Source organism: Micromonospora sp. SD19 (genome assembly GCF_054462275.1).
The window spans coordinates 50,070-74,269 of the sequence record NZ_JBTLMN010000003.1; the positions used below are offsets into that span (position 1 = coordinate 50,070).

At 72.0% G+C, this 24,200-nt stretch carries 25 protein-coding genes and 3 tRNA genes; 18 read left to right on the forward strand and 10 right to left on the reverse strand.

All coding sequences use genetic code 11. The features are described 5' to 3' along the window. Positions 1-46: 46 nt before the first annotated feature. Complete coding sequence (locus ACX27O_RS12675) at positions 47-403, reverse strand: hypothetical protein (RefSeq protein WP_030337238.1); 357 nt, start codon at positions 401-403, stop codon at positions 47-49. Between the two features lie 309 nt (positions 404-712). Then, positions 713-1,555, reverse strand: coding sequence for an FAD:protein FMN transferase (locus ACX27O_RS12680; protein ID WP_030337239.1), 843 nt, complete (start codon positions 1,553-1,555; stop codon positions 713-715). Positions 1,556-1,783: 228 nt separating this feature from the next. Between ACX27O_RS12680 and ACX27O_RS12685 the strand changes: the two genes are divergently transcribed. Next, a complete protein-coding gene (locus ACX27O_RS12685) occupies positions 1,784-2,815 on the forward strand; it encodes a 3-isopropylmalate dehydrogenase (RefSeq protein WP_358138033.1) in 1,032 nt (343 codons plus the stop codon). A 163-nt stretch (positions 2,816-2,978) separates the two neighbouring features. After that, a complete protein-coding gene (locus tag ACX27O_RS12690; protein WP_458939481.1) occupies positions 2,979-4,076 on the forward strand; it encodes a branched-chain amino acid aminotransferase in 1,098 nt (365 codons plus the stop codon). A gap of 46 nt (positions 4,077-4,122) precedes the next feature. On the opposite strand, the gene ACX27O_RS12695 is transcribed toward ACX27O_RS12690, so the two are convergent. The 4 genes from ACX27O_RS12695 to ACX27O_RS12710 form a co-directional block, all read right to left on the reverse strand. Further along, positions 4,123-4,917 (reverse strand): tyrosine-protein phosphatase, encoded by a 795-nt coding sequence (locus tag ACX27O_RS12695; RefSeq protein ID WP_051708838.1) that lies wholly within the window; start codon positions 4,915-4,917, stop codon positions 4,123-4,125. Between the two features lie 55 nt (positions 4,918-4,972). Further along, entirely contained in the window at positions 4,973-5,431 is a 459-nt protein-coding gene (locus ACX27O_RS12700) for a hypothetical protein (RefSeq protein WP_030337245.1), read from the reverse strand. 84 nt (positions 5,432-5,515) lie between these two features. Next, positions 5,516-6,046 (reverse strand): carboxymuconolactone decarboxylase family protein, encoded by a 531-nt coding sequence (locus ACX27O_RS12705; RefSeq protein ID WP_458939482.1) that lies wholly within the window; start codon positions 6,044-6,046, stop codon positions 5,516-5,518. 2 nt (positions 6,047-6,048) lie between these two features. After that, positions 6,049-6,225, reverse strand: coding sequence for a hypothetical protein (locus ACX27O_RS12710; RefSeq protein ID WP_458939483.1), 177 nt, complete (start codon positions 6,223-6,225; stop codon positions 6,049-6,051). 304 nt (positions 6,226-6,529) lie between these two features. Between ACX27O_RS12710 and cimA the strand changes: the two genes are divergently transcribed. Next, positions 6,530-8,113: a citramalate synthase gene (gene cimA, locus ACX27O_RS12715; RefSeq protein ID WP_030337249.1), complete on the forward strand. Its 1,584-nt coding sequence runs from the start codon at positions 6,530-6,532 to the stop codon at positions 8,111-8,113. Positions 8,114-8,264: 151 nt separating this feature from the next. Here cimA and ACX27O_RS12720 read toward each other — a convergent pair whose 3' ends face one another. Next, positions 8,265-9,203, reverse strand: coding sequence for an endonuclease/exonuclease/phosphatase family protein (locus tag ACX27O_RS12720; RefSeq protein ID WP_030335360.1), 939 nt, complete (start codon positions 9,201-9,203; stop codon positions 8,265-8,267). Between the two features lie 385 nt (positions 9,204-9,588). Between ACX27O_RS12720 and ACX27O_RS12725 the strand changes: the two genes are divergently transcribed. From ACX27O_RS12725 to ACX27O_RS12765, 9 genes are all read left to right on the forward strand, one after another. Then, positions 9,589-10,098 (forward strand): hypothetical protein, encoded by a 510-nt coding sequence (locus ACX27O_RS12725; protein WP_030335359.1) that lies wholly within the window; start codon positions 9,589-9,591, stop codon positions 10,096-10,098. 454 nt (positions 10,099-10,552) lie between these two features. Beyond that, positions 10,553-11,602 (forward strand): AAA family ATPase, encoded by a 1,050-nt coding sequence (locus tag ACX27O_RS12730; protein WP_030335357.1) that lies wholly within the window; start codon positions 10,553-10,555, stop codon positions 11,600-11,602. Next, positions 11,599-12,612: a DUF58 domain-containing protein gene (locus ACX27O_RS12735; protein WP_458939484.1), complete on the forward strand. Its 1,014-nt coding sequence runs from the start codon at positions 11,599-11,601 to the stop codon at positions 12,610-12,612. Before ACX27O_RS12730 ends, ACX27O_RS12735 begins: the two co-directional genes overlap by 4 nt. Continuing rightward, a complete protein-coding gene (locus ACX27O_RS12740; RefSeq protein ID WP_030335353.1) occupies positions 12,609-13,568 on the forward strand; it encodes a VWA domain-containing protein in 960 nt (319 codons plus the stop codon). Before ACX27O_RS12735 ends, ACX27O_RS12740 begins: the two co-directional genes overlap by 4 nt. A gap of 38 nt (positions 13,569-13,606) precedes the next feature. Further along, on the forward strand, positions 13,607-14,461 hold the full coding sequence (locus ACX27O_RS12745) for a S1C family serine protease (protein WP_030335352.1): 855 nt from the start codon (positions 13,607-13,609) through the stop codon (positions 14,459-14,461). Between the two features lie 99 nt (positions 14,462-14,560). Further along, on the forward strand, positions 14,561-14,857 hold the full coding sequence (locus ACX27O_RS12750; protein ID WP_030335350.1) for a hypothetical protein: 297 nt from the start codon (positions 14,561-14,563) through the stop codon (positions 14,855-14,857). Positions 14,858-14,891: 34 nt separating this feature from the next. Further along, entirely contained in the window at positions 14,892-15,317 is a 426-nt protein-coding gene (gene arfB / locus ACX27O_RS12755; protein WP_030335348.1) for an alternative ribosome rescue aminoacyl-tRNA hydrolase ArfB, read from the forward strand. A 119-nt stretch (positions 15,318-15,436) separates the two neighbouring features. Further along, a complete protein-coding gene (locus ACX27O_RS12760; RefSeq protein WP_030335346.1) occupies positions 15,437-16,435 on the forward strand; it encodes an aldo/keto reductase in 999 nt (332 codons plus the stop codon). A 73-nt stretch (positions 16,436-16,508) separates the two neighbouring features. Further along, entirely contained in the window at positions 16,509-17,105 is a 597-nt protein-coding gene (locus ACX27O_RS12765) for a TetR family transcriptional regulator (protein ID WP_030335344.1), read from the forward strand. A gap of 16 nt (positions 17,106-17,121) precedes the next feature. Here the strand turns inward: ACX27O_RS12765 and ACX27O_RS12770 are convergent, their stop codons facing one another. After that, positions 17,122-17,988 carry a 3-methyladenine DNA glycosylase gene (locus ACX27O_RS12770; protein ID WP_458939485.1) on the reverse strand — a complete coding sequence of 289 codons (867 nt, stop codon included), beginning with the start codon at positions 17,986-17,988 and terminating at the stop codon, positions 17,122-17,124. A 34-nt stretch (positions 17,989-18,022) separates the two neighbouring features. Further along, positions 18,023-19,507, reverse strand: coding sequence for a hypothetical protein (locus ACX27O_RS12775; RefSeq protein ID WP_156057816.1), 1,485 nt, complete (start codon positions 19,505-19,507; stop codon positions 18,023-18,025). A 174-nt stretch (positions 19,508-19,681) separates the two neighbouring features. Between ACX27O_RS12775 and ACX27O_RS12780 the strand changes: the two genes are divergently transcribed. From ACX27O_RS12780 to ACX27O_RS12795, 4 genes are all read left to right on the forward strand, one after another. Then, positions 19,682-20,485 carry a fumarylacetoacetate hydrolase family protein gene (locus ACX27O_RS12780; RefSeq protein WP_081883971.1) on the forward strand — a complete coding sequence of 268 codons (804 nt, stop codon included), beginning with the start codon at positions 19,682-19,684 and terminating at the stop codon, positions 20,483-20,485. Positions 20,486-20,593: 108 nt separating this feature from the next. Further along, a tRNA-Gln gene (locus ACX27O_RS12785) sits at positions 20,594-20,665 on the forward strand. 134 nt (positions 20,666-20,799) lie between these two features. Beyond that, positions 20,800-20,872, forward strand: a tRNA-Glu gene (locus ACX27O_RS12790). A gap of 163 nt (positions 20,873-21,035) precedes the next feature. Next, a tRNA-Glu gene (locus ACX27O_RS12795) sits at positions 21,036-21,108 on the forward strand. Between the two features lie 225 nt (positions 21,109-21,333). On the opposite strand, the gene ACX27O_RS12800 is transcribed toward ACX27O_RS12795, so the two are convergent. Next, entirely contained in the window at positions 21,334-22,020 is a 687-nt protein-coding gene (locus tag ACX27O_RS12800; RefSeq protein WP_007456408.1) for an IclR family transcriptional regulator, read from the reverse strand. Between the two features lie 49 nt (positions 22,021-22,069). Between ACX27O_RS12800 and leuC the strand changes: the two genes are divergently transcribed. Together leuC and leuD are read left to right on the forward strand one after the other, a co-directional pair. Continuing rightward, positions 22,070-23,515, forward strand: coding sequence for a 3-isopropylmalate dehydratase large subunit (gene leuC / locus ACX27O_RS12805; RefSeq protein ID WP_030335336.1), 1,446 nt, complete (start codon positions 22,070-22,072; stop codon positions 23,513-23,515). Between the two features lie 14 nt (positions 23,516-23,529). Then, the gene (gene leuD / locus ACX27O_RS12810; RefSeq protein WP_030335334.1) at positions 23,530-24,117 is read left to right on the forward strand and encodes a 3-isopropylmalate dehydratase small subunit; all 588 of its coding nucleotides are present in this window, start codon (positions 23,530-23,532) and stop codon (positions 24,115-24,117) included. Positions 24,118-24,200 lie beyond the last annotated feature (83 nt).

Sequence of the window (24,200 nt, forward strand, 5' to 3'; positions counted from 1 at the left end):
ATTCGCCGGGCCCCTCGTCATTTCCCGTCTACTGCCGCTGGTCGGGTCAGCCGGGCAGTCGTGCCGGGGGCGGGTAGACAGAGCCGTCCTGCGGGTCGAAGAGCATCAGCCCGTGTTCGCCGGCCAACCGCTCGATGTCCAGGAGCACCTGGTCCGCGCAGGTCGGGTGCAGGTTCAACTCGACGTGGTCGTGGGCCGCGTGCAGCGGCGCCACCGCCCAGGGGCTGTCCGGGCCGGGGTGACGGTCCGGATAGGACGCCGTGATCGCCCGGTAGAAGCTGACCACCCGTGGGTCGGGGTAGCGGTCCACGTGCCGTCCCTGTCGGCAACCGTCGACCGCTGTCCGCACGTCCTCGGGCGTCGCCCCGTCCTCCAGGGCCCACACGCTCAGATCGAAACTCACGGCGGACAGCGTGCCATCCGCCGTTCACCATGTCGAAATTGCCTCGCCGCCGGTCAACCACCGATTGTCGCAGTCTCCGGTGCCGACGGTCCGGTGTGGAGACTCTTGCGTCGAGTTGCGTCGATTCGCTAGCGTACGCACTGCGGTCACTGGCCGAGTTCGAGGCGCCGGCCCGTCTTCGGGTGGCGCGGTCGACGTCCGGCCCGACCGGTCCGCACCCCTCGGTTGTGCGAGCCACGCGCACTCGTCGCTGACCGGCCCCCATGGTCGTTGCCGAGACCGTGGGGGCCGATCGCGTGCCCGACCAGCTCAGCGACGGTGGGCGAAGAGCGCGCGATAGTCGGAGTTTCCCCGGAACCAGGCCAGGCCGGTGGGGCCGGCGGCGTAGAGCGCCGTGGCATAGGCGTCGGCGACCGCCAGGTCGGGGCCCACGACGGTGGCGGCGGCGAGGTTCTCGGCCGGCTCGCCGGTGTGCGGGTCCACCACGTGCCCCTGCCGTCCGGTCACGCCGGAGGTGCCGATGGCGCCAGCGGTCATCTCCAGCACCAGCGGCGCGCGCTCGGGTGCGGTCGGGTGGTGCACGGCGACCCGCCAGGGCCCTCCGTGCGGCGCGCGGCCCCGGACGACGAGGTCGGCGCCGGCGAGGACGGCGTAGTCGTGGATGCCGGCGGCGCGCAGCCGCTCCGCGGCGCGTTCCACCGCCCAACCGCCGAGCAGGCCGCCCGGGTCGAAGCCGCCGGGCACCGCCCAGGCGTCGAACCACCCGTCGGTGGCGGCGCGCATCGCGGCGCAGCGGTCCACCAGGTCGGCCAGCGGCGGGTACGACTCGGGGCTGATCTCGCCCCGACGCAGCCGGGAGACCAGGCTCTCCGGTCGGTTGGGGCCGTAGGTGAGGTCGATGGCGCGCAGTTCGGCGACGCTGTCCCGCAGCGCCTCGCCCACGCCCCGGCGGCCGAGCCACTCGGGCGCGTTGAGCAGCAGGGTGTACTCGGCGGTCGCGGTGCGGACGGTGTGCTGCACCGCGATCCGGCCCTCGGTGGCGCCGGCCGGGTCGATCCGGTGCCGGCGGCTGCCGAGTCGGAGGTCCGGCCGGCGGTGGCGGAACGCGGACGGGTCCGGCCAGCGGGTCCGTGGCTGTTCGTCGATGCGCATCGCATCTGCCCCCTCGCACGTGGTGCCGCATCATCGCGACCCCGTTGGTCAGCGGGCCCCCGCGACCCACTGAGCACTACCGTACGCAGCGGAGATGATCGCTCCATGAGTCTCAGCTGAGAGGGTGCTGTGCATTCCCGCGTCCCAAATCATGGACGCTGCGTACCGGGAGGCGGGACGGCGACGTACCGTTGCGCAGACGGAACCGTTGAGCAGAGGAGTGCGGTCGTGGCGCGGATCGCGGTGGTGGCCGGGGACGGCATCGGGCCTGAGGTGGTCGCGCAGGCCCGCAAGGTTCTCGACGCGGTGCTGCCCGACGTGCAGGCCACCGAGTACGACCTCGGTGCCGCCCGCTGGCACCGTACCGGTGAGGTGCTGCCCGACTCGGTGCTGGCCGAGCTGGCCGGGCACGACGCGATCCTGCTCGGCGCGGTCGGTGACCCGACGGTCCCGCCGGGGGTGCTGGAGCGGGGGCTGCTGCTCAAGCTCCGTTTCGCCTTCGACCAGTACGTCAACCTGCGCCCGTCCCGGCTCTGGCCCGGGGTCACCGGTCCGCTGGGCAACGTGAAGCCGGGCGAGGTCGACCTCGTGGTGGTGCGCGAGGGCACCGAGGGGCTCTACGCCGGTGCCGGTGGCTCCCTGCACCGGGACACTCCGGCCGAAATCGCCACCGAGGAGAGCCTGAACACCCGCCACGGCGTGGAGCGGGTGATCCGCGACGCGTTCGCCCGCGCCGGCCGCCGGGAGCGGCGCAAGGTCACCCTCGTGCACAAGACCAACGTGCTCACCCACGCCGGGTCGCTCTGGGCGCGCACGTTCGACGCCGTCGCCGCCGAGCACCCGGATGTCGCCACCGAATACCAGCACGTCGACGCGGCGGCCATGTTCCTCGTCACCCAGCCGCAGCGCTACGACGTGGTGGTCACCGACAACCTCTTCGGCGACATCCTCACCGACATCGCCGCGGCCGTCACCGGCGGCATCGGGCTGGCCGCCAGCGGCTGCATCAACCCCGAGGGGGCGTACCCCTCGATGTTCGAGCCGGTGCACGGCTCGGCGCCGGACATCGCCGGTCAGGGCATCGCCGACCCGGTCGCCGCCGTGCTCTCCGCCGCGTTGCTGCTGGATCAGCTCGGGCACGCCGAGTCCGCCGCCCGGGTCAACGCGGCGGTCGCCGCCGAGCTGGCCAGTCGGGTTCCGGGCGTACCGCTGCGTACCGAAGAGGTCGGCGACCGGCTCGCGGCCCACGCCGTAGCCTGACCGTCCCGGCCCGCCCGGCGACCGGCCCGGCGCCGGTCCGCCCGGTGCCGTCCGGCCGGCCCGACCGGCGCTACCCGCTGAACGACCGTTCGGGGTAGGTTTCTGGCACAACCATCTCGGTGTGCGGTCCCGCATGCCGTTGTTCCGCAGGGAGGTCAGCGCGATGAGCGGTGGTGACAAGCTCGACTTCGAGATCCGTCCGAATGCCGCGCCGGTATCCGCCGCCGATCGGGCCGCCCTCCTGGTCAACCCCGGGTTCGGCCGGGTCTTCACCGACCACATGGTCACCGTCCGCTACGCCGACGGCAAGGGCTGGTACGACGCCCGGGTGGAGGCGCGGGGCCCGATCCCGATGGACCCGGCCAGCGCGGTGCTGCACTACGCGCAGGAGATCTTCGAAGGGCTCAAGGCGTACCGCACGGCCGACGGTGGTGTGACGATGTTCCGGCCGGACGCCAACGCCGCCCGTTTCGCCACCTCCGCGCAGCGGATGGCGATGCCGGTGCTGCCGCCGGAGGTGTTCGTCGACTCGTTGCACAAGCTGATCGAGATCGACCGTGAGTGGATCCCCACCGGCGAGGACGGCAGCCTCTACCTGCGGCCGTTCATGTTCGCCAGCGAGGTCTTCCTCGGCGTCCGCCCGGCCAACGAGTACCTCTACATGGTGATCGCCTCACCGGTCGGGGCGTACTTCAGCGGTGGCGTGAAGCCGGTCACCGTCTGGGTCTCTCCGGACTACACCCGGGCCGCGCCCGGTGGCACCGGCGCGGCCAAGTGCGGCGGCAACTATGCCGCGTCGTTGGCGGCGCAGGCGGAGGCCATCGAGGCCGGCTGCGACCAGGTCGTCTTCCTGGACGCGGTGGAGCGCCGGTTCGTCGACGAACTGGGCGGCATGAACGTCTTCTTCGTCTACGACGACGGCACTGTGGTCACCCCACCGTTGACCGGCACGATCCTGCCGGGCATCACCCGCGACGCCGTCCTCGCGCTGGCCGGCGCGGCCGGGCACCGGGTCGAGGAGCTGCCGGTCAGCTTCGCCGACTGGCAGGCCGACGCCGCCAGCGGTCGCCTACGGGAGGTGTTCGCCTGCGGCACCGCCGCGGTCATCACCCCGATCGGTGGGGTCCGCTTCCCGGACGGTGAGTTCCTGATCGGTGGTGGCGAGCCCGGCCAGGTCACCATGGCCCTGCGCCAGCAGCTGGTCGACATCCAGCGGGGCACGGCGGCCGACCCGTACGGCTGGGTGCAGCGGGTCTTCTGACCTCCGTCGCTGTGGCCGGCCCGCCCACCCGGACGGGCCGGCGCAGTCAGCCGTGCCCGACGCCGCCCGGCGCGTCGTCGTCGGCCCAGGCCTGGGCGGGTTCGTCGAGCAGGTGGTCGCGCAGCGCGGCGAGCTGCTCGTCGGTCACCCCGGCGTGGCGCAGGTACGCCTCGACCGAGCCGTGCCCCTCGCGCAGCTCGTTGAGGAAGATCTGCATGGCCTCGGCGGGTGAGCTCAGGAACGGTGCCGGCACGTCAACACCGTCCGGGGTGACGGAGGCCAGCCAGGCGCTGTAGCGGGCCGACGCCGCGCTGCTCAACGCGTAGTCCGCGCTGATGTCCGCGTCGTCGACGCCGAGCACGGCCAGGGTCAACGCGCAGACGATCCCGGTGCGGTCCTTGCCGGCGACGCAGTGCACCACCACCGGGGCGTTGGCGGAGTCGGCGATCAACCCGACCGCCTCGGCCAGCCCGGCGGTGCCGGTCTGGGCCAGGTCGGCGTACCGGTCCGCGAGGTAGCGCGCCAGGCTCGCGCCCTCCTCGTGCGGCGTGCCCGCCCAGTCGGCATGCTCCGGGTGGATGTGCCGGTAGGTCAGGCCCTGGTACGCCGGCACCCGACCGTCCCGCTCCACCTCGGTGGGGCGGCGCAGGTCGATGACGGTGCGGATTCCGATCGCGGCGAACGCGTCCTGGTCCTGCTCGGTGAGGCGGTGCAGCGAGTCGGAGCGGTAGAGCCGGCCCCGGCGCACGGTCCGGTCGTCGTGGCCGACGTAGCCACCGACGTCGCGGAAGTTGAAGGTGGCGGGGAGCGAGAGCTGGGGGTCGTCCTCGGTGGTGTCCACTGTCACACGGTAACGGCCGGTGGGACATCGCCCCACCGGCCGTCGGGTCGGACAGTCACCGGGCCGTGCCGGGCGGCAGCGCGCCGTACGTCTCGTCGTAGTAGCCACCCAGCTGGTCCCGGTAGCTCGGGTCGCTGTGGCTGCTCTCGTCGTACTCCGGGGCGGCCTTGATCTGGTCCCGGGTCCGGTCGACGGAGACGGTGCGCTGGTCGTGGTCGACCTGGTTGACGGTGCCGGCCGGAAGCATCACCTTCTTGCCGAAGATCCACGGCCCGGTGTCCACTACCAGGTAGCTGCCGCCCACCTCGTGACTGGCGCTGTCGATTTTGCCGATTCCACCGTCGGTAGCCTCGACCTTGTAGCCGACCAGGTCGACGTCGGCCACGCCGGCCTGGTCGCGGTAGCGCCAGGGGTCGAACGTGCCGGCCGGCGCGCCGCCGGGCACCGTGCCCTGGTCACCCCCGCGTAGCGGGTCCGGCCCGGCGTGGGTGGCGTGCGGATCGATCCTGTCCATGCCGTTCACTCCTGACTGTCACCGAGCAACTCATGTCTCCGTCGGAGCTACCCGGCCGTCGGGGGCCGGAAACGGCGTACCAGCTCAGGCCAGCGCGGCCTCGGCGTCCAGGGTGACCGCAGCGGCGTGCACCACGGCGGCGATCCGCAGGGCCTCGTGCACCTGTTCCGGGGTGAAGCCCTTGTCGCGCAGCGTCTTCTCGTGCGAACGCACGCACACGTCGCAGTCGTTGATGGTCGACACGGCGAGGCACCAGAGCTTGAAGTCGCCCTTGTCCACCCCCGGCCGCGCGACGATCTGCATCCGCAGTCGGGCCGGCATCGAGGCGTACCGCGCGTCGTCGAGGAGGTGCTTGGCCCGGTAGTAGATGTTGGTCATCGCCATGATCGCCGCGGCGCCCTTGGCGGCCTCGACCCCCTCCGGCCCGAGGTGTCCGAGCGCCTCGGCCGCGATCTCCCGCAGCACCACCGGGTTGCGGGCGGCCACCGCAGAGGCCAGCGCGGTGCCCCAGGTCTGCGTCGGGGTCAACGTCGACGCGCCGAGGGTGGAGCCCAGGTTGAGCCTGGTGTCCGTGGCGTACGCCGGCAGGGCCGCGGTGAGCGCGTCCAGGCCCATGGTCACACCCCGGCGATCTCCGCCGGGCTGATGGAGGTCTCGTCCATCAGCCCGACGAAGACCAGACGCCACTTGCCCTCGTGGGACGCGTGGTTGATCGTCTTGGACGCGTTGGTGGCGCCCAGCGATACGCAGGCGGTGAGTCCGTGCTCAGGTAAGCGGTCACTGACGGTGAGCACGGGTCCTCCTTGCAACTGGCACGTGGCCAGTTCCAGATGCTTCCGCACCGCTGTTCCTGCCGGTGGGCGCCCTGGTGGCGTGTGAAGCCGATCACGGGCGATGGCTCGAGCTGAACGAACGCTCAGTAATCGTCTCGCCATGTGGATTGTTCCTCCCAAAACCATGGGCGGGGTGGCAGAGTAGCCATCGTGACACGCACCGTCCTGATTATTGCGACCTAGCGCGCCGGCTCTCCCCTCTGCCGAGCGCGCAGACCTCCCGCATCCGCGGGAGGTCTTTTTGTTGCTCCGAGAAAGGATCCTGATGACGTTCCAGGTCTTCGACACCACGTTGCGCGACGGCGCCCAGCGCGAGGGGCTCACCTACTCGGTGGTCGACAAGCTGGCCGTGGCCCGGCTGCTCGACGAGTTCGGCGTCGGCTTCATCGAGGGCGGCTGGCCGGGCGCGGTACCCAAGGACACCGAGTTCTTCCGGCGCGCCCGCACCGAACTGGATCTGCGGCACGCCGTGCTCGTCGCGTTCGGCGCCACCCGCAAGGCCGGCGTCTCCGTCGCCGACGACCCCCAGGTGCGCGCCCTGCTGGACGCGCAGACGACGGCGGTGGCCCTGGTCGCCAAGGCCGACACCCGGCACGTCGAGCGCGCGCTGCGGACCACCGGCGCGGAGAACCTGGCGATGATCCACGACACCGTCGACCACCTCGTCCGCGAGGGCCGCCGGGTCTTCGTCGACGGCGAACACTTCTTCGACGGCTACCGGCACGACCCCGCGTACGGTGCGGCGGTGGTGCAGACCGCGCTCGCCGCCGGCGCCGAGCGGATGGTGCTCTGCGACACCAACGGCGGCATGCTGCCGTCCCAGGTGACCGCCGTGATCCGCGACCTGACCGACCGGCTGGGAATCGACCCCGCGCTGTTCGGCATACACGCCCAGAACGACACCGCCTGCGCCGTGGCCAACACGATCGCCGCCGTGGAGGCGGGCGTCCGCCACGTGCAGGGCACCGCCAACGGGTACGGCGAACGCCCGGGCAACGCCGACATCTTCGCGGTCGTCGCGAACCTTGAACTCAAGCTGGGCATGCCCGTCCTACCGGAGGGCTGCCTGGCACAGATGGTGCGGGTCTCGCACGCCATCGCCGAGATCGCCAACATCGCCCCCGACACCCACCAGGCGTACGCCGGGGCCGCCGCCTTCGCCCACAAGGCGGGGCTGCACGCGAGCGCGATCAAGGTCGACCCGTTGCTCTACAACCACGTGGACCCGTCGGTGGTGGGCAACGACATGCGGATCCTGGTCACCGAGATGGCCGGTCGGGCCAGCGTCGAGCTGAAGAGCCGCGAGCTGGGCCTGGACCTGGGCAGCAGCCCGGACGCCCTGACCCGGGTCACCAAGCGGGTCAAGGAGTTGGAAGCGGGTGGTTGGTCCTTCGAGGCGGCCGACGCGTCCTTCGAGTTGCTGGTCCGCTCCGAGCTGCCCGAGGGAAGCCCGGCCCGACCGTTCACCCTGGAGTCGTACCGGGTGTTGGTCGAGCACCGCGAGGATGGCGGGGTGGTCTCCGAGGCCACCGTCAAGATCCGGGTTCGCGGTGAGCGGGTGATCGCCACCGCCGAGGGCAACGGCCCGGTCAACGCCCTCGACGAGGCGCTGCGGGTGGGGCTGACCCGGCACTACCCGCAGCTGCGCGACTTCGAGTTGGCCGACTACAAGGTGCGCATCCTGGAGGGCAGCCACGGCACGGGCGCGGTGACCCGGGTGCTGCTGGAGACCTCCGACAGCAGCGGCCGGGACTGGACCACGGTAGGCGTCCACCCGAACGTCGTCGAGGCCAGCTGGCACGCCCTGGTCGACGCCCTGACCTACGGCCTCGCCCCCACCCCCGTCTAACCCCACCCCCACCCCACCCCCACCCCCGCCCGCGATCTTGCACTTTGTGTCGTCGATACAAGGCTTTTGCTCGTTATGACGGGACAGAAAGCGCAAGATCGCGGGCGGGGCGGGCGGGCGGGCGGGGGAGGGGCGGGCGCGGGCGCGGGGGTTAGGGGGTGGGGAGGGTGAGGGTGGCTTGGACGGGGCGGTGGTCGCTGCCGGGTAGGGCGAGCACCCGCACCGAGCGGACCGCTATCCGGTGGTCGACCAGGATGTGGTCGATGGCGACGGGTGGGATGAGGTCGCCGTCGTACGGGCCCCAGGTGCCGGTCAGGCCCTGTCCGGTGGCGTCGGCGGCGTCGACGTAACCGGTGCGCAGCAGGGCCCGCAGTGGGCTGTGGTCGAGGGTGGCGTTGAAATCCCCGGCGAGGATCCGCAGGCCGCCGTCCGGAGTGGCCGGTGGTTGGGCGGTCAGGTCGGCCCGCCAGGCGCCCACCTGGTCCAGGGCGTACGGCGCCGACGGGTGGGCGGACTCGACGCGGACCGGGGGCCCACCGGGGACGGACACCGTCGCGTACGCCTGGCTGAAGCCCCAACCTTCGAGGTTGCGCCGGACGCCGACGTCGCTGATCGGCCACCGCGAGTAGAGCCCCGACCCGGCGGTGCCGATCTCCGGGTTGAGCTGCCGGTGCGGCAGCAGCGTGTCGAGGCCGAGCTGGTCCAGGGCGGCCTGCGCGTCCGGGGTGAACTCCTGCACGGTGAGCACGTCGACCTGGTGTCGCCGGACCAGCTCCACGAGCGTCCGCGCGTCACCGGTGCCGGCGAGCAGGTTGGCGGTGAGCAGCCGCACGGTCGGCCCGGCCGCCGCCGGCTGCGGGCTGGCCAGCGCCCGCGGTGCGACGGTGCCGAGCAGCGCCACCGCCGCCACTGCCGCGAGCGCCGCCGGCCACCAGCGCCGTAGGGCGAGCGCGAGGGCCAGGACCAGCACGCTGACGCCCGCGACGTACGGGGTGAAGGCGAGCGCCTGCACCAACGGCCCCCGGTCCACGCCGAGCAGCCGGGCGGCCGCCCAGAGCGCTGTGGGTGCGACGGCAAGCCACCAGAGCACCGTGCGAAGCCGGGTGAACCGGTGCGCGGGTGCAGCCTCGACGGTCACGCTGATGATCGTAGCCGAGCGTCAGAAACCATTTCATGAATGATGACGCTCTCACATTTCACAATTATCTGACGGCTGGTTGACACCTCGGAAAAGCGAGATCAACTATTGACTGTCTGCTTTTTCCGGTGCTACGTTCCATCTGGCTCAAACGACGCAACTCTGAGTAGTATCCGCAGCTCAGATGGGATGTAGATTGCCGAGAAATCAATCTACCAGGGTGCCAGTGAGTTGGCTTTCCCTCGCCCAGCAGTCGTCGTACTCCTATTTATGGGCAGTCATCCGTCCCGCCCCGCGGGTCGGCCGAATTCGCACGGTCACACAAGGGGGACCTGTCATGAGTACATCCTTCCGACGTAAGTTGGCGGCGGTCACGTTCGCCGTCCTGGGCCTCAGCCTGGCCGGCGGGGGCATCGCCATCGCCCAGCCGTCGGCGAAGGCGCCGCAGGAGGCCGTCCAGCCGGCGGCGCGCGGCAGCAACGCCCAACCGCCGGTCACCGCCGAGTCGGCCCGCAAGGCCAAGGCCGCGCTGAAGGCGGGTGCGGCCAGCACGCTGGTGGCCACCAACGTCTTCACCGTCGTCAACTCCAACGGCACCAAGGCGCGCGGCACCGGCACCGTCATCAAGTACGGCCCCGGCCAGTACGAGGTGCAGTTCGGCTACACCGTCACGGCCGGTGCCTTCCTGGCCACCATCTCGCGGTCCGACGCCTGCTGCATTCCGCCGGCTGGCGAGATCTCGGTGGCTCCGCGGCTGAGCACGCCCAACGCGGTCTTCGTGCAGACCCGCAACTCGGCCGGGACCCCGGCTGACCTGGGCTTCACCCTGCTCACCCACACACCCTGACCGAACCGGCACCCGGCCCCCGTCGCCTGTGGCGTCGGGGGCCGGACCCTGTCCGCTCAGCGGATTCGCCGGATGCGCCTCGGCCAGCCGGTCCGGGCATTGATCGACTCGGGTTTCCTGAAGTCGGCGTGTCCGCCGATCTGGGATATCCCGATTTCCGGGAACGCGAGTGGATCACGCAGGCGTCCTTCACCGGCTCGCTGGTCGGACTCTCCGTGGCCGGGCGCTGGAGGCTCTGCGTCCTTTGGCCTCGCTCGCGCCGATCGGCGCTCCCTGGCCGGTCGCCTGCCGACTTCGGTGCCTCCGCCGCCGATCGGGCCGGTTGAGGCCGTCCTCGACGGGCTCGCGATGGTCGTCACCCTTCCGCGCGGCTCATCCCGATTCCGGCCACTGCGGGCCGGTCCGGCCCGCACAATCCGACGTTTGCCGGCCGTGTGCCCGGGAAGCAAGCACCGTGACGGACATCTCGGACACCCTGGCCAGCATGCCCAGCCCGGTCGATCCGGAGCCGACCGGCATCGAGCTGGAACAGACCCTCTTCGAGGTCAAACGCGTGATCGTGGGGCAGGATCGCCTCGTCGAACGCCTGCTCACCGCCCTGGTCGCCAACGGACACTGCCTCCTGGAGGGGGTGCCCGGCGTGGCCAAGACACTGGCCGCGCAGACCCTCGCGACAGTGGTCGGCGGCACCTTCTCCCGGATCCAGTTCACCCCGGACCTGGTGCCCTCCGACATCGTGGGCACCCGGATCTACCGGGCGTCCAAGGAAACCTTCGACATCGAGCTGGGCCCGATCATGGCCAACCTGGTGCTGGCCGACGAGATCAACCGGGCCCCCGCCAAGGTCCAGTCGGCGCTGCTGGAGGCGATGGCCGAACGGCAGGTCTCGATCGGCGGGCGCAGCTGGCCGGTCCCGGAGCCGTTCCTGGTGCTGGCCACCCAGAACCCGATCGAGTCCGAGGGGGTCTACCAGCTTCCCGAGGCGCAGCGCGACCGGTTCCTGATGAAGGTGGTGGTCGACTACCCCAGCGACGCCGACGAGCTGGCCATCCTCTACCGGATGAGCACCGACCGGCCGAGCCCGCGCCAGGTGCTCGACGCGCAACGGCTGCGGGACCTGCAGGCCCACGCCGAGCGGGTCTTCGTCCACCACGCGTTGGCCGAGTACGTGGTGCGGCTGATCCTCGCCACCCGCGACCCGGGCCGGTTCGGGCTGCCGGAGATCGCCCCGCTGCTGGCGTACGGGGCCAGTCCGCGAGCCACCCTGGGCCTCGTCGCGGCCGCCCGTGCGCAGGCCCTGCTGCGGGGGCGGGAGTACGTGCTGCCCGAGGACATCCGTGAGCTGGCCGTCGACGTCCTCGCCCACCGGCTGGTGCTCTCCTTCGACGCGGTGGCCGACGGGGTGTCGGCCGAAAGCGTGGTGCGACGGCTCGTCGAGGCGGTGCCACCGCCCCGGCTGGCCAGCGGGCACCCGCAGCAGGCGCCGGACCTGGCGGCGGCATGAGACGCGCCGTCGCCGCGCCCGCCGACCCCGGCCTGGCCGAGCTGGCCCCCGACCAGCGCCTGCGCCGGCTGGAACTGACCGTCACGCGTCGGCTGAACGGCCTGCTGCACGGTCAGTACCGCGGGCTGCTGCCCGGTCCGGGCAGTGAGCCCGCCGGCAGTCGCGAGTACCGGCCGGGCGAGGACGAGGTCCGCCGGATGGACTGGGCGGTGACGGCCCGCACGGCTGTGCCGCACGTCCGGCAGGTCGACGCCGACCGGGAACTGACCACCTGGCTGCTCGTCGACGGCAGCGCCAGCATGGAGTTCGGCACCGCCGAGCTGGACAAACGGGAACTGGCGGTGGCCGCCGTCGCGGCGGTCGGCTTCCTGACCGCGGGCGTCGGCAACCGGCTCGGCGCCCAGGTGCTGCGCGCCGACGGGGTACGCCGGTTTCCGGCCCGCAGCGGTCGTACCCATCTGCTCGCGCTGCTCCGCGCGTTGCTCGCCGCCCCCCGCGTCACCGCGCCCCCCGACCGGCCGGGGCGTGCCGCCACGGCCCGACCGCCTGACCTGGCCGACGGCATCGACGCGCTGCACCGGATCGCCAACCGGCGCGGGCTGGTGGTGGTGGTCTCCGACTTCCTCGACGGTCTGCCCGACGATCCCGGCGAGGCGGCACCCTGGGAGCGGACCATGCGCCGGCTGGCCGTCCGGCACCAGGTGCTGGCGATCGAGGTGATCGACCCGCGGGAGCTGGAACTGCCGGACGTCGGCCTGATCACGCTCGTCGACCCGGAGACCGGCCGGCACCGCGAGGTGTCCACGTCGGACCGCCGGCTGCGCGAGCGGTACGCCGAAGCCGCCGCCGCCCAGCGCGAACAGGTCCGTCAGGCGGTGCGTCGCAGCGGTGCCACCCACCTGCCGCTGCGCACCGACGGGGACTGGAGCGCCGACATCGTCCGGCACGTGCACGCCCAGCGTCGGCTGGCCGCCGCGCCGTCCGGCCAGCCGCGGGGAGGTGCCGCGTGATCTGGCAGTCGCCGCTGCGACTCTGGCTGCTGCTCGGCGTGCTCGCCCTGGTCGTCGCGTACCTGGTGATGCAGCGCCGACGCAGCCGGTACGCGGTCCGCTTCACCAACCTGCGGCTGCTGGACCGGGTGGCGCCGCAGCGGCCCGCGTGGCGTCGGCACGTACCGGCCGGGCTCTTCCTGGCCATGCTGGCGCTGCTCGTGGTCGGCTTCGCCCGCCCGACCGCCGAGGTCCGGGTGCCCCGGGAACGGGCCACGGTGATGGTGGCGGTGGACGTCTCGACGTCGATGCTCGCCACCGACGTCGAGCCGGACCGGCTGGCCGCGGCGAAGGAGGCCGCCCGGCGCTTCGTCAAGGGCCTGCCCGACGAGTTCAACGTGGGGCTCGTCGCGTTCGCCGGGAGCGCCGCCGTGCTGGTGCCACCGGGCACCGACCGGGACGCCCTCGAAGAGGGGATCGACCGGCTCGCCGAGGGGATCACCGGCGTGCAGGGCACCGCGATCGGCGAGGCCATCAACACTTCCCTCGGCGCGGTCAAGAGCCTGGACAACGAAGCCGCGAAGGAGCCGCCACCGGCCCGGATCATCCTGCTCTCCGACGGCGCCAACACCTCCGGGATGGACCCGATGGAGGCGGCGGCGGAGGCGGTGACGGCGGAGGTGCCGGTGCACTCGATCTCGTTCGGCACACCGTCCGGGTTCGTCGACCGGGGTGGCCGACCCATCCAGGTGCCGGTGGACGGGCAGACCCTCAAGGCGGTCGCCGAGGAGACCGGCGGGATGTTCCACGAGGCCAGCACCTCCGACGAGCTGCGCGCCGTCTACGACGACATCGGCAGTTCGGTCGGCTACCGCACCGAGCGGCAGGACGTCTCGGCCCGGTTCATCGGCCTCGGACTGGTGTTCGCGATGGGTGCCGCCGCCGGCTCGATGCGCTGGTTCTCCCGGCTGCCCTGACCGCTGCGCACAACCGACGTCGTCAGTGAGGAGTACGCATGGCAGTGCAGACCGGACTGGGCGAACCGCGTGGTCCCTGGTTCATCTCGCCGGAACTCGACCCGGACGGGCGCGGGTGGTGGGACGCGCCCGAGCGCGACCCGGGCGGACGGCGGCCCGGGCGGCTGCTCGCCGTGCTGGGCGTGGTGGCGGTCTCGGCCGTCTCCGGTGCTCTCGCCGGTGGCGTGGTGGCGAGCCGGGACGGGGCTGGTGGGCCGGCGGCCGCGTCCGCCGCCCCGGTGCCGGCCGAGCTGGTCACGGCGGCCGAGCGGACCGTGCCGGGGGTGGTGTCGGTGCTGGCCGGCGGCGCGAGCAGCGGGTCCGCGACCGGCTCCGGCTTCGCCGTGGACGACCAGCAGCACCTGATCACCAACGACCACATCCTGGCCAAGGGTGGTGGCGGTCCGGTGACAGTGGAGCTGCCCGACGGGCGTCGGTTCGCCGCCGAGGTGGTCGGGCGGGAGCCGCGCAGTGACCTGGCGGTGCTGAAGGTGCCGGCGTCGGCCGGTCTCACCCCGTTGCCCCTGGCCAAGCCGGGCGCGACCCGGGTCGGTGAGCCGGTGCTCGCGGTGGGTTCGCCGCTCGGGCTGGCGGGGACGGTCACCGCTGGCATCGTCAGCGCCCTGGACCGCGAGGTACGCCTCGGCAACAACCGGCACAGCGCGGTGCAGACCGATGCGTCCATCAACCCGGGCAACTCCGGTGGGCCACTGGTCAACGCCCGTGGTGAGGTGGTCGGGGTGAACACCGCCATCGCCACCATCGACGGGAACGGCTCGATCGGCATCGGTTTCGCCATCCCGATCGACCAGGTGCAGCAGACCGCGGACACGATCATCGGCAAGGGTGGCTGAGCTGCCCGAACGCCCCTGCCGGGGGCCGCCACTGTCAGATATCCGGCCCGACGGCATCGGACCATGGAAATATTACGGTCGGTATGGATACTGGCGGAGGTGGAGCGTCCTCTTCTCACGGTCCTCCTGCTGGTGGGGCTGGTCATCGGATGTGCAGTGGGGTCGGCGTACGCCCGGGCACGACGCGGGTGGAACGACTACCAGACCGTCAAGAAATCGGTGCCGGGCGCCCGCAGGGGCGCCTGGGCGCTGATCCGTGGGGTCGCCGTGAAGGCGGCGGTGATCGGGCTGCTGCTCTTCGGCGCGGTGGCGTACGCGGCGGTCGGTTCCGACGAGGAGACCGCCGGGACGGCGCCCAGCCAGTCCCCGACCCAGAGCGAGCCTCCGCACCGATAGCCCCCGGCAGGCCGTGGCGGGTTAGCCTCGGGGCGTGGACGACGGACTGCGGGTGACCGACCGGTGGGTCGTCCCCGCCGCAGAGCTGCGGGAGCGGTTCTCCCGCTCGTCTGGGCCGGGCGGGCAGGGCGTGAACACCGCTGACTCCCGCGTCGAGCTCAGCTACGACCTGGCCAACTCGCCCACCGTGCCCGACTGGCTGCGGTCGCGGGCGCTGGCCCGGCTGGCCAACCGCCTCGTCGACGGGGTGCTGACGATCGCCGCCAGCGAGCACCGGGCCCAGCTGGCCAACCGGGAGGCGGCCCGGGCACGGATGACCGCCCTGCTGCGGGAGGCCGCCGCACCCCCACCACCGGCGCGTCGAGCGACCCGCCCGTCCCGTGGGGCGAAGGAGCGCCGGCTGGCCGAGAAGAAGCGCCAGTCCCAGCGCAAGCGTGACCGCCGAACAGACGGCGAGTAGCAAACCATCAGAAAAGTCCTCCGTCGTCGGGGTTCCTGCGAATCTCTGGTGACAGAATCTGAAATCTGTCATCCGAAAGGTGTACGCTCAACGCGTCACCCAGGTGAGAGGAACACCCCATGAACACCCGCACCCTCGGCACCACCGGCCCCACCGTCTCCGCGCTCGGGCTCGGCCTGATGGGCATGTCGGACCTCTACGGCGCCACCGACGAGGCCGAGAGCATCGCCACCATCCACGCCGCACTGGACGCCGGCATCACCCTGCTGGACACCGGCGACTTCTACGGCATGGGGCACAACGAGCTGCTGCTGCGCGACGCGTTGCGCGGCCGCAACCGCGACAACGCCCTGATCAGCGTGAAGTTCGGCGCTCTGCGCGACATCGAGGGCGGTTGGAACGGCGTCGACGTCCGCCCCGCCGCGATCAAGAACTTCCTGGCGTACACCCTGCGCCGTCTCGGCACCGACCACGTGGACATCTACCGCCCAGCCCGGCTTTCCCCGGACGTCCCGGTGGAGGACGTGGTCGGCACCCTCGCCGAGCTGGTCAAGGCCGGCCACATCCGCCACATCGGTCTGTCCGAGGTGAGCGCGGAAACCCTGCGCCGGGCGCACGCCGTGCACCCGATCACCGACCTGCAGATCGAATACTCGCTGATCTCTCGCAACCCGGAGACCGACATCCTGCCGACGGCCCGCGAGCTCGGCGTCGGGATCACCGCCTACGGGGTGCTGTCCCGCGGGCTCATCAGCGGCCACTGGACGGCCCAGCGGGAGACCGCCGGCACCGACTTCCGCAGCCACCTGCCCCGGTTCTCCGGCGACAACCTCGGCCGCAACCTGGCCCTGGTGGAGGCGCTGCGCGCCATCGCCGAGACCCGGGGCGTCACCGTGGCGCAGATCGCCATCGCCTGGGTGCTCGCCCGGGGCGAGAACATCGTGCCCCTGATCGGCGCCCGCCGCCGCGACCGCCTCACCGAGGCACTGGGAGCCGCGGCGATCACGCTCACCGGGGCGGACCTGGCCGCCATCGAGGCCGCCGTCCCGGCCGACGCGGTCGCCGGCGCCCGCTACGACGAGGCGCAGATGGCCCACCTGGACAGCGAGCGGGCGTGACCACCCGGTCGTGGCGCGTCCGCCGACCGGGGGTCGCGCCACGGCCGGTCGCGCCGTCAGGAAGGCTTGAGCGATGAGCGACGCCACCGCCCTGACGGCCGACCGCATCCTCGACACCGCCGAGGAGGTGCTGCGCCGCTACGGGCCGGCCAAGGCCACTGTGCTGGACGTCGCCCGCGCGCTGGGCGTGAGCCACGGCAGCGTCTACCGGCACTTCGCCAGCAAGGCGGCGCTGCGCGACGCGGTCGCCGAACGGTGGCTGGCCCGGGTGTCCACCCCGCTGATCGAGGTGGCCACCGGGCCCGGCCCGGCCCCACGACGGCTGCGCCGCTGGCTGGCGGAGCTGAGCGGCACCAAACGCCGGATGGCGCGGGAGGACCCCGAGCTGTTCGACAACTTCCACCAGCTCGCCACCCTCTCCGAGGGCGCGGTCGCCACCCACCTGGAGGTCCTCGCCGGTCAACTCAGCCTGATCGTCGCGGACGGGGTCACCGCCGGTGAATTCGCCGTGCCCGACCCGGCGGTGGCCGGCCGGGCCCTGTTGCAGGCCACCGCCCGGTTCCACCACCCAGCCCACCGGGCCGACTGGAACGATCCCGGCCTCGACGACGACATGGAAGCCGTCGTGGCGCTGCTCATCGACGGCCTGCGTACCCGCCCGGCAACCTGAGCGGGCCGACGCCGGGTCAGGCCGGGACGGCGGTGAGCAGCCGGTCGCGTAGCACCGCGGCCCGCTCGGCGAACGCGCGCTGCGCCGCCGCGTACTCCGCCCGACCGTCCGCGGTCTCCACCCGCACCGGCGGGTAGCCGAGCGCCGCCAGGTCGTACGGGCTGGCCCGCATGTCCAGCGTGCGGATGTCCCGAGCCAGGTCGAACGCGTCGGCCACCAACTCCGAGGGCACCAACGGCGACAACTTGTACGCCCACTTGTACAGATCCATGTTGGCGTGCAGGCAGCCCGGCTGCTCGTGCGCGTGCTGCGTCTCCCGGGTCGGGGAGAGCACATTCAACGGGCGGGCCGGCGGTGTGAAGAACCGGAACGCGTCGAAGTGGCTGCACCGCACCCCGCGCTCCTCGACGACCGCGGCGGTGCGCTCCGCGCTCAACCGCAGCGGCCAGGCGTTGTGCCGCAACTCCTCCCGGGTCTGCCGGTAGACCATCGCCCACTCGTGCATCCCGAAGCAGCCGAAGTGCGGCGCCCGCCCACGCGTCGCCGTCAACAGGGAACGGATCCAGGCGATCGACTCGCCGCGCCGAGCGCGTACCCCGTCGGTGTCGAGGGTGACCCCGGCGGTGCTGGCGCGGTAGTCGCGGCCGAACTCCGCCGGGTCGGCGTCGCGCAACTCGACCCCGGGCCCCGGATGCCAGCGCCGCAGCTGGGCCGGGCGGTGCGAGTAGTAGGTGAACAGGAAGTCGGCCACCGGATGCCGCTCACCGCGTCGTCGCCGGGCCAGGTGCGGGGTCAGCCAGACGTCCACCCGCTGCTCGTGGGCCCGCCGGCGGGCCTGCCACTGCGCCGCGTCGAGCACGGTGCGGGCGAGGGCGGCGGTCACGCACCCAGGGTACGACCGCCGCCCGGAACACCGGTCAGGGCATGTGCACCCGGACCCCGGCGGAGAACACCCCGCTGCGCAGCTCCAGCTGCTCCGGCGGGTCCCGCCCGTCGACGGTGAAGACCAGCGGCAGCACCATCCGGGTACCCGCCGCCATCGGGTTGGCGAAGACGTCCCGACCCAGGTTCGCCATCCGGGTGGCCGACTCGTCGGTGCTCACCCAACGCCCGCCCGGCAGGTACGCCCGTTGCAGCTCGCTGTGCCACAGCTGGTGGTCGGCGGTGACGTTGCGCACACCCACTGTCGCCTCGCAGCGTCGGCCGTTCACCAGCGCGGGAGGGCCACCGTCGGCCTTCCCGGCGGTGCCGGGAGCGCCGCAGGTCATCCGGTACACGGTGAACTCGAACGCCGACTCGCGCAGCGGCACACCCAGCGACCCGGTGACCCCGGTGCCCATCCACGCGCCGCTGGTCGGCTGCTTCTGGGTGTCGATCGCCGCGACCTGCCGGGTCGCCGTCCAACCCGCGGTGCCGACGACGCCGGCCAGCACCACGACCGCGGCGCCCACCAACATCCAGACCGGCGGGGTACGCCGACGCCGCACCGGACTCGGGGCTGCCGGTCGCGGGTAGATCGTCCCGCGACCATCCCCAGCTCCACCGCCGGTGGCGAGCGCGGCAGCCGTCACCCGCCGCCCGCGCCGCCGCCGTCGCCACACCCAGAACACCGCGGCGCTGACCAGCAGCAGAACCGCCAGGCCGGCGAGGAGTACCGGGTAGCGGCGCCAGGCCGGTGCCTCGGTCACCTCGGCCGCCGGTGCCGCCGCGGCCTGCCAGGTGGCAGTGGCGCAGTCGTACGGTCGGCTGCCGTCACTGGTGAACGCGCAGGTCGGCGCGGTCAGCGGCTGACCCGGTGCGGTCGCCGCGAGCGCGGTGCCCAACGTGGTGGTGCTGTGCGCGGGCAGCCGCAGCCGCCACGTCACCTCGGTGGCCGACCCGTTGGCCGGGGTGGACCGGCCGCCGCCGCTGATCGCAGTCGTCGTCGAGCCGGGCGGCAACTCCTGACGCACAGTGGTGTCCAGCGTCGAGCCGCTCACGTTGCGCACCTGGATCCGGTACCTCGGCGCCGGGCTGCTCTCCGTCGCGACCGCCACCGTGACCGGTTGCGGGGGCGCGGACGCCGGCGCCCGGGTGGGTGGTGCCATCGCCGGTGGCGCCGAGGGCGGCGTGGGTTCGGTCACCCGGGCGGCCATCGCCACCGGCGGCCGAGTGACCGCTGGGCCGACCGTCGCCGGTGGTGGTGGCGGGACGTCCGTGGGACGTGGCGCGCCAGCCGGTGGTCCTGGCGTGGCCGCCGGCGGTCGTGGCGCGCTGGCCGTCGGTTGTGGCGTGGCCGCCGGTGGTCGTGGCGCGGCCGCCGCCTCCGGAGCCGCCGCCGGCAGGGCCGGCACGGCGGCGAGGATGCCGAGGCAGTGCACGAACACTGCGAGGGCTCTGTGGTGTCGTGTCGATGCAGGCATACGAACGAACCTCCGGAGCCGACGGTAGGGGCGCGTCGCTTCCGTGCGGGTACGAATTCGGGAAGCCCGCCCCGGTCACCTCCTGCTCCGATAGGCTGCCGCGCGCTGACGGGTTGCGCACACCCGAGCGCCGGTCGTGGCCGGTTGGGGTGCCGACGGGGCTAGATTGGCGGGGTGCGTATCGCTCGTTTCGCCCATGCCAAGGGAATGTCGTTCGGTGCCGTCGAAGGCGAACCGGGGGCCGGGCCGCAGGGCCTGACCATCGCCGAGATCGAGGGCCACCCGTTCGGCAAACTCTCCTTCAGTGGGGCCCGGTGGGCCCTTTCCGACGTTCGGCTGCTGTCGCCGATCCTGCCCAGCAAGGTCGTGTGCGTCGGTCGTAACTACGCCGACCACGCCGCCGAGCTCGGCAACGACGTGCCCAAGGAGCCACTGCTCTTCCTCAAGCCGTCCACCTCGGTGATCGGCCCCCGGGACGCCATCCGACTGCCGATCTTCTCCAAGCAGGTCGAGCACGAGGCGGAGCTCGCGGTCGTGATCGGGGCCCCCGGGGCGCGCCGCGCCGACCGGGCCGCCGCCGAACGCGCCATCTTCGGCTACACCTGTGCCAACGACGTCACCGCCCGGGACCTTCAGCGCTCCGACGGGCAGTGGACCCGGGCCAAGGGCTTCGACTCGTTCTGCCCGATCGGCCCGTGGATCACCACCGGGCTGGACGTCTCCGATCTGGAGATCCGGTGTGAGGTGGGTCGCAACCCGGAGGAGATGGAGGTACGCCAGCTCGGCCGGACGAAGGACATGGTCTTCGACGTTCCCGGCCTGGTGTCGTACATCTCGCACGTGATGACTCTGCTGCCCGGCGACGTGGTTCTCACCGGCACTCCGGCCGGGGTTAGCCCGCTTGTCGAGGGGGATACGGTCACCGTGCGGATCGAGGGCATCGGCGAGCTCACCAACCCGGTGGTTCCCGTCGCCTGATCCGTCTGATGCCCCTGTTTCCGCAGCTCACGGGTGGTTCGGGGGGATCGGATTTGGCCTGTCGGCACCGGGAGGGTAAAGTTCACTCCCGGCGCCGCAAGGGGCCAATGGGGTATGGGGTAATTGGCAGCCCGACTGATTCTGGTTCAGTTAGTCTAGGTTCGAGTCCTGGTACCCCAGCGCTGCTGGAATTCGCGAGAATTTCCAGACGCTGGATTCTGACGGAGTTCGACTCCGCCCCTTCGGGGGCGGAGGGTGGTCTTCGGTAGAGTGCAGCTCCTCCACCGCCGAGGTGGGGGAGCGAAAGTTGTTCTGGCCCCGTCGTCTAGTGGCCCAGGACGCCGCCCTCTCAAGGCGGTAGCGCCGGTTCGAATCCGGTCGGGGCTACATCGTGCACAGCCCGTCTCACCTGGTGAGGCGGGCTGTTTCGTTGTCCGGGGGCGGCTGTTTCGCCGACCCGGGCAGGCCCGGACCCCGCGCTCGAACCCTCGGACGGTGCCGCTAGACTACAGTCGCACCGCCCGCGAGGGTGGTGAACGGAAGAAGTTCTGGCCCCGTCGTCTAGTGGCCCAGGACGCCGCCCTCTCAAGGCGGTAGCGCCGGTTCGAATCCGGTCGGGGCTACAACCAAAGGCTCATCTCGCTGTGCGAGATGAGCCTTTCCCGTACCCCTCCGGCCTTCCCAGCCCCGCCCTCGGTGATCAAGAGGTTTGCGTCAGCGCTCTCGGCGTGTCGTGACGCAAACCTCTTGATCACCGGACGAGGCGGGGGCCTCCGGTGGAGGCAGCAACATTGGGGATGTTGCGCGGGGTGCGGGTGCGGGTGTGGGTGTGAGGGCTCGGGGTGGGGTTAGAGGCCGGATAGGCGTTGGCCGGCTCTCACCACGGCCATGGCGTGGCGTTCGCCGGGGCGGCGGCCGAGGCGTTCGATCGGGCCGGAGATGCTCACCGAGGCGATCACTCTCCCGGTGCGGTCGCGGATCGGGGCCGAGACGCTCGCCACACCCGCCTCCCGCTCGGCGACGCTCTGCGCCCAGCCGCGACGGCGTACCTCGGCGAGGGTGCGGCCGGTGAACTTGCTGCGCGGCAGCAGTGGCATCACCGCCTCCGGCGGCTCCCAGGCGAGCAGGATCTGGGCCGCTGAGCCGGCCGTCATCGGCAGCACCGAGCCGACCGGGACAGTGTCCCGTAGGCCGCTGGCGCGCTCGGCCGCCGCCACGCAGATCCGCTCGTCGGCGCGGCGCAGGTAGAGCTGCGCGCTCTCACCGGTGGCGTCGCGCAGCGCGGCCAGCAACGGCTCGGCGGCGGTCAGCAGAACGTCCGGTGCGGCGTTGGCCAGCTCGCCCAGCCGGGGGCCGGGCCGCCATCTGCCCTGGGTGTCGCGCACCAGCATCCGGTGGATCTCCAAGGCCTGGGCCAGCCGATGTGCGGTGGCTCGGGGCAGCTTGGTGCGTTCAACGAGTTCGGCCAGGCTGGCGCCGTCCACGCAGGCGGCCAGGATGACCACCGCCTTGTCGAGAACGCCGACACCGCTCATACTGTGTCCCACAAGCCGAAACTTACCTCCCAGAATTTAGGATGTCCAGATGGTGGGAGTCACTCCTGAGCCGAGGACCCTGGCCGAGAAGGTCTGGGACGCGCACGTCGTACGGTCCGCCGCCGGTGAGCCGGACCTGCTCTTCATCGACCTGCACCTGCTGCACGAGGTGACCAGCCCGCAGGCGTTCGACGGGCTGCGGCTCGCCGGGCGCCGGGTGCGTCGTACCGACCTGACCCTCGCGACCGAGGACCACAACACCCCGACCGGGTACGCCGACCCGGCGTTCCGCCTCCGCCGTGGTGACCTGCTCACCATCGCGGACCCGACGTCGCGTACGCAGATCGAGACGTTGCGCCGCAACTGCGCCGAGTTCGGGGTGCGGCTGCACCCGCTCGGCGACGACAACCAGGGCATCGTGCACGTGATCGGCCCGCAGCTCGGTCTCACCCAGCCGGGTCTGACGATCGTCTGTGGCGACTCGCACACCGCCACCCACGGCGCCTTCGGCGCGCTCGCCTTCGGCATCGGCACCAGCGAGGTGGAGCACGTCCTGGCCACCCAGACGCTGCCGCAGAGCCGGCCGAAGACGATGGCCGTGAACGTCACCGGTCGCCTCGCGCCCGGCGTGACCGCCAAGGACCTGGTGCTCGCGCTGATCACGCAGGTGGGCACGGGTGGGGGTCGCGGGCACATCGTCGAGTACCGCGGCGAGGCGATCCGCGCCCTCTCCATGGAGGGGCGGATGACCATCGCCAACATGTCCATCGAGTGGGGCGCCAAGGCCGGCATGATCGCGCCCGACGAGACCACCTTCGCGTACCTCAAGGGTCGCCCGAACGCGCCGCAGGGCGCGGACTGGGACGCGGCGGTGGCGTGGTGGCGGACGCTGCCCACCGACGAGGGGGCGCGCTTCGACGCCGAGGTGACCCTGGACGCCAGCCAGATCACCCCGTTCGTCACCTGGGGCACCAACCCCGGGCAGGGTGCGCCGCTGAGCGCCCCGGTGCCGGACCCGGAGGAGTTCACCACCGACTCGGAGCGCGCCGCCGCCCGCCGGGCCCTGGAGTACATGGACCTGCGCCCCGGCACCCCGCTGCGGGAACTGCCCATCGACGTGGTCTTCGTGGGGTCCTGCACCAACGGTCGCCTGGAGGACCTGCGGGCCGCCGCCGACGTGCTGCGGGGTCACCGGGTCGCCGACGGCGTCCGGATGCTCGTGGTGCCGGGCTCCGCCGCCGTGCGCGAGGCAGCCGAGGCCGAGGGGCTGGACAAGGTCTTCGCCGACGCCGGAGCCGAGTGGCGGTTCGCCGGCTGCTCCATGTGTCTCGGCATGAACCCCGACACGCTGAAGCCGGGCGAGCGTTCCGCCTCCACCTCGAACCGCAACTTCGAGGGCCGTCAGGGCCGGGGTGGGCGTACCCACCTGGTCTCCCCGCCGGTGGCCGCCGCCACCGCCGTGGTCGGCCGGCTGGCCGCCCCCGCCGACCTGTAGAAGGGACCGACGAGATGGACAAGTTCACCACCCACACCGGCACCGCCGTGCCGCTGCGCCGGTCCAACGTGGACACCGATCAGATCATCCCCGCCGTGTACCTCAAGCGGGTGACCCGGACCGGATTCGCCGACGGGCTGTTCAGTGCCTGGCGGGAAGATCCGACATTCGTGCTCAACGATGAAAACTATTCCGGGGCGTCGATCCTCATCGCCGGCCCGGAGTTCGGCACCGGGTCCTCCCGGGAGCACGCCGTCTGGGCGCTACGGGACTGGGGCTTCCGCGCCGTGGTGGCCCCGCGCTTCGGTGACATCTTCCGCGGCAACGCCCTCAAGGAAGGTCTGTTGCCGGTCGAGTTGGAATTGAAAGCCGTCGAAGAGTTGTGGGACCTGGTCGAGGAGGATCCGAGCACCCCGGTGACCGTCGACCTGACCGCCCGCCAGCTCCGGGCGGGGGATGCGAGCTGGTCGTTCCCGCTGGACGACTTCAGCCGTTGGCGCCTGCTGGAAGGCCTCGACGACATTGGACTCACCCTCCGGCACGCCGCCGACATCGACTCCTACGAGGCGCGCCGACTGCCGTTCCTGCCCTCCGTGGCATAGCCGTTAGGCCGCTCGCACAGCGGATTTCACCCCCATCGGTCCAACCGGTGGGGGTGAATCCGTTACGACACAAGGGCTTTTTT

Bases quoted from the DNA above. Each gene is read 5' to 3' on its own strand.
- ACX27O_RS12680 (WP_030337239.1), bottom strand. From the start codon at position 1,555: ATGCGCATCGACGAACAGCCACGGACCCGCTGGCCGGACCCGTCCGCG.
- ACX27O_RS12690 (WP_458939481.1), top strand. From the start codon at position 2,979: ATGAGCGGTGGTGACAAGCTCGACTTCGAGATCCGTCCGAATGCCGCG.
- ACX27O_RS12700 (WP_030337245.1), bottom strand. From the start codon at position 5,431: ATGGACAGGATCGATCCGCACGCCACCCACGCCGGGCCGGACCCGCTA.
- ACX27O_RS12705 (WP_458939482.1), bottom strand. From the start codon at position 6,046: ATGGGCCTGGACGCGCTCACCGCGGCCCTGCCGGCGTACGCCACGGAC.
- cimA (WP_030337249.1), top strand. From the start codon at position 6,530: ATGACGTTCCAGGTCTTCGACACCACGTTGCGCGACGGCGCCCAGCGC.
- ACX27O_RS12725 (WP_030335359.1), top strand. From the start codon at position 9,589: ATGAGTACATCCTTCCGACGTAAGTTGGCGGCGGTCACGTTCGCCGTC.
- ACX27O_RS12735 (WP_458939484.1), top strand. From the start codon at position 11,599: ATGAGACGCGCCGTCGCCGCGCCCGCCGACCCCGGCCTGGCCGAGCTG.
- ACX27O_RS12745 (WP_030335352.1), top strand. From the start codon at position 13,607: ATGGCAGTGCAGACCGGACTGGGCGAACCGCGTGGTCCCTGGTTCATC.
- ACX27O_RS12760 (WP_030335346.1), top strand. From the start codon at position 15,437: ATGAACACCCGCACCCTCGGCACCACCGGCCCCACCGTCTCCGCGCTC.
- ACX27O_RS12765 (WP_030335344.1), top strand. From the start codon at position 16,509: ATGAGCGACGCCACCGCCCTGACGGCCGACCGCATCCTCGACACCGCC.
- ACX27O_RS12775 (WP_156057816.1), bottom strand. From the start codon at position 19,507: ATGCCTGCATCGACACGACACCACAGAGCCCTCGCAGTGTTCGTGCAC.
- ACX27O_RS12800 (WP_007456408.1), bottom strand. From the start codon at position 22,020: ATGAGCGGTGTCGGCGTTCTCGACAAGGCGGTGGTCATCCTGGCCGCC.
- leuC (WP_030335336.1), top strand. From the start codon at position 22,070: ATGGTGGGAGTCACTCCTGAGCCGAGGACCCTGGCCGAGAAGGTCTGG.
- leuD (WP_030335334.1), top strand. From the start codon at position 23,530: ATGGACAAGTTCACCACCCACACCGGCACCGCCGTGCCGCTGCGCCGG.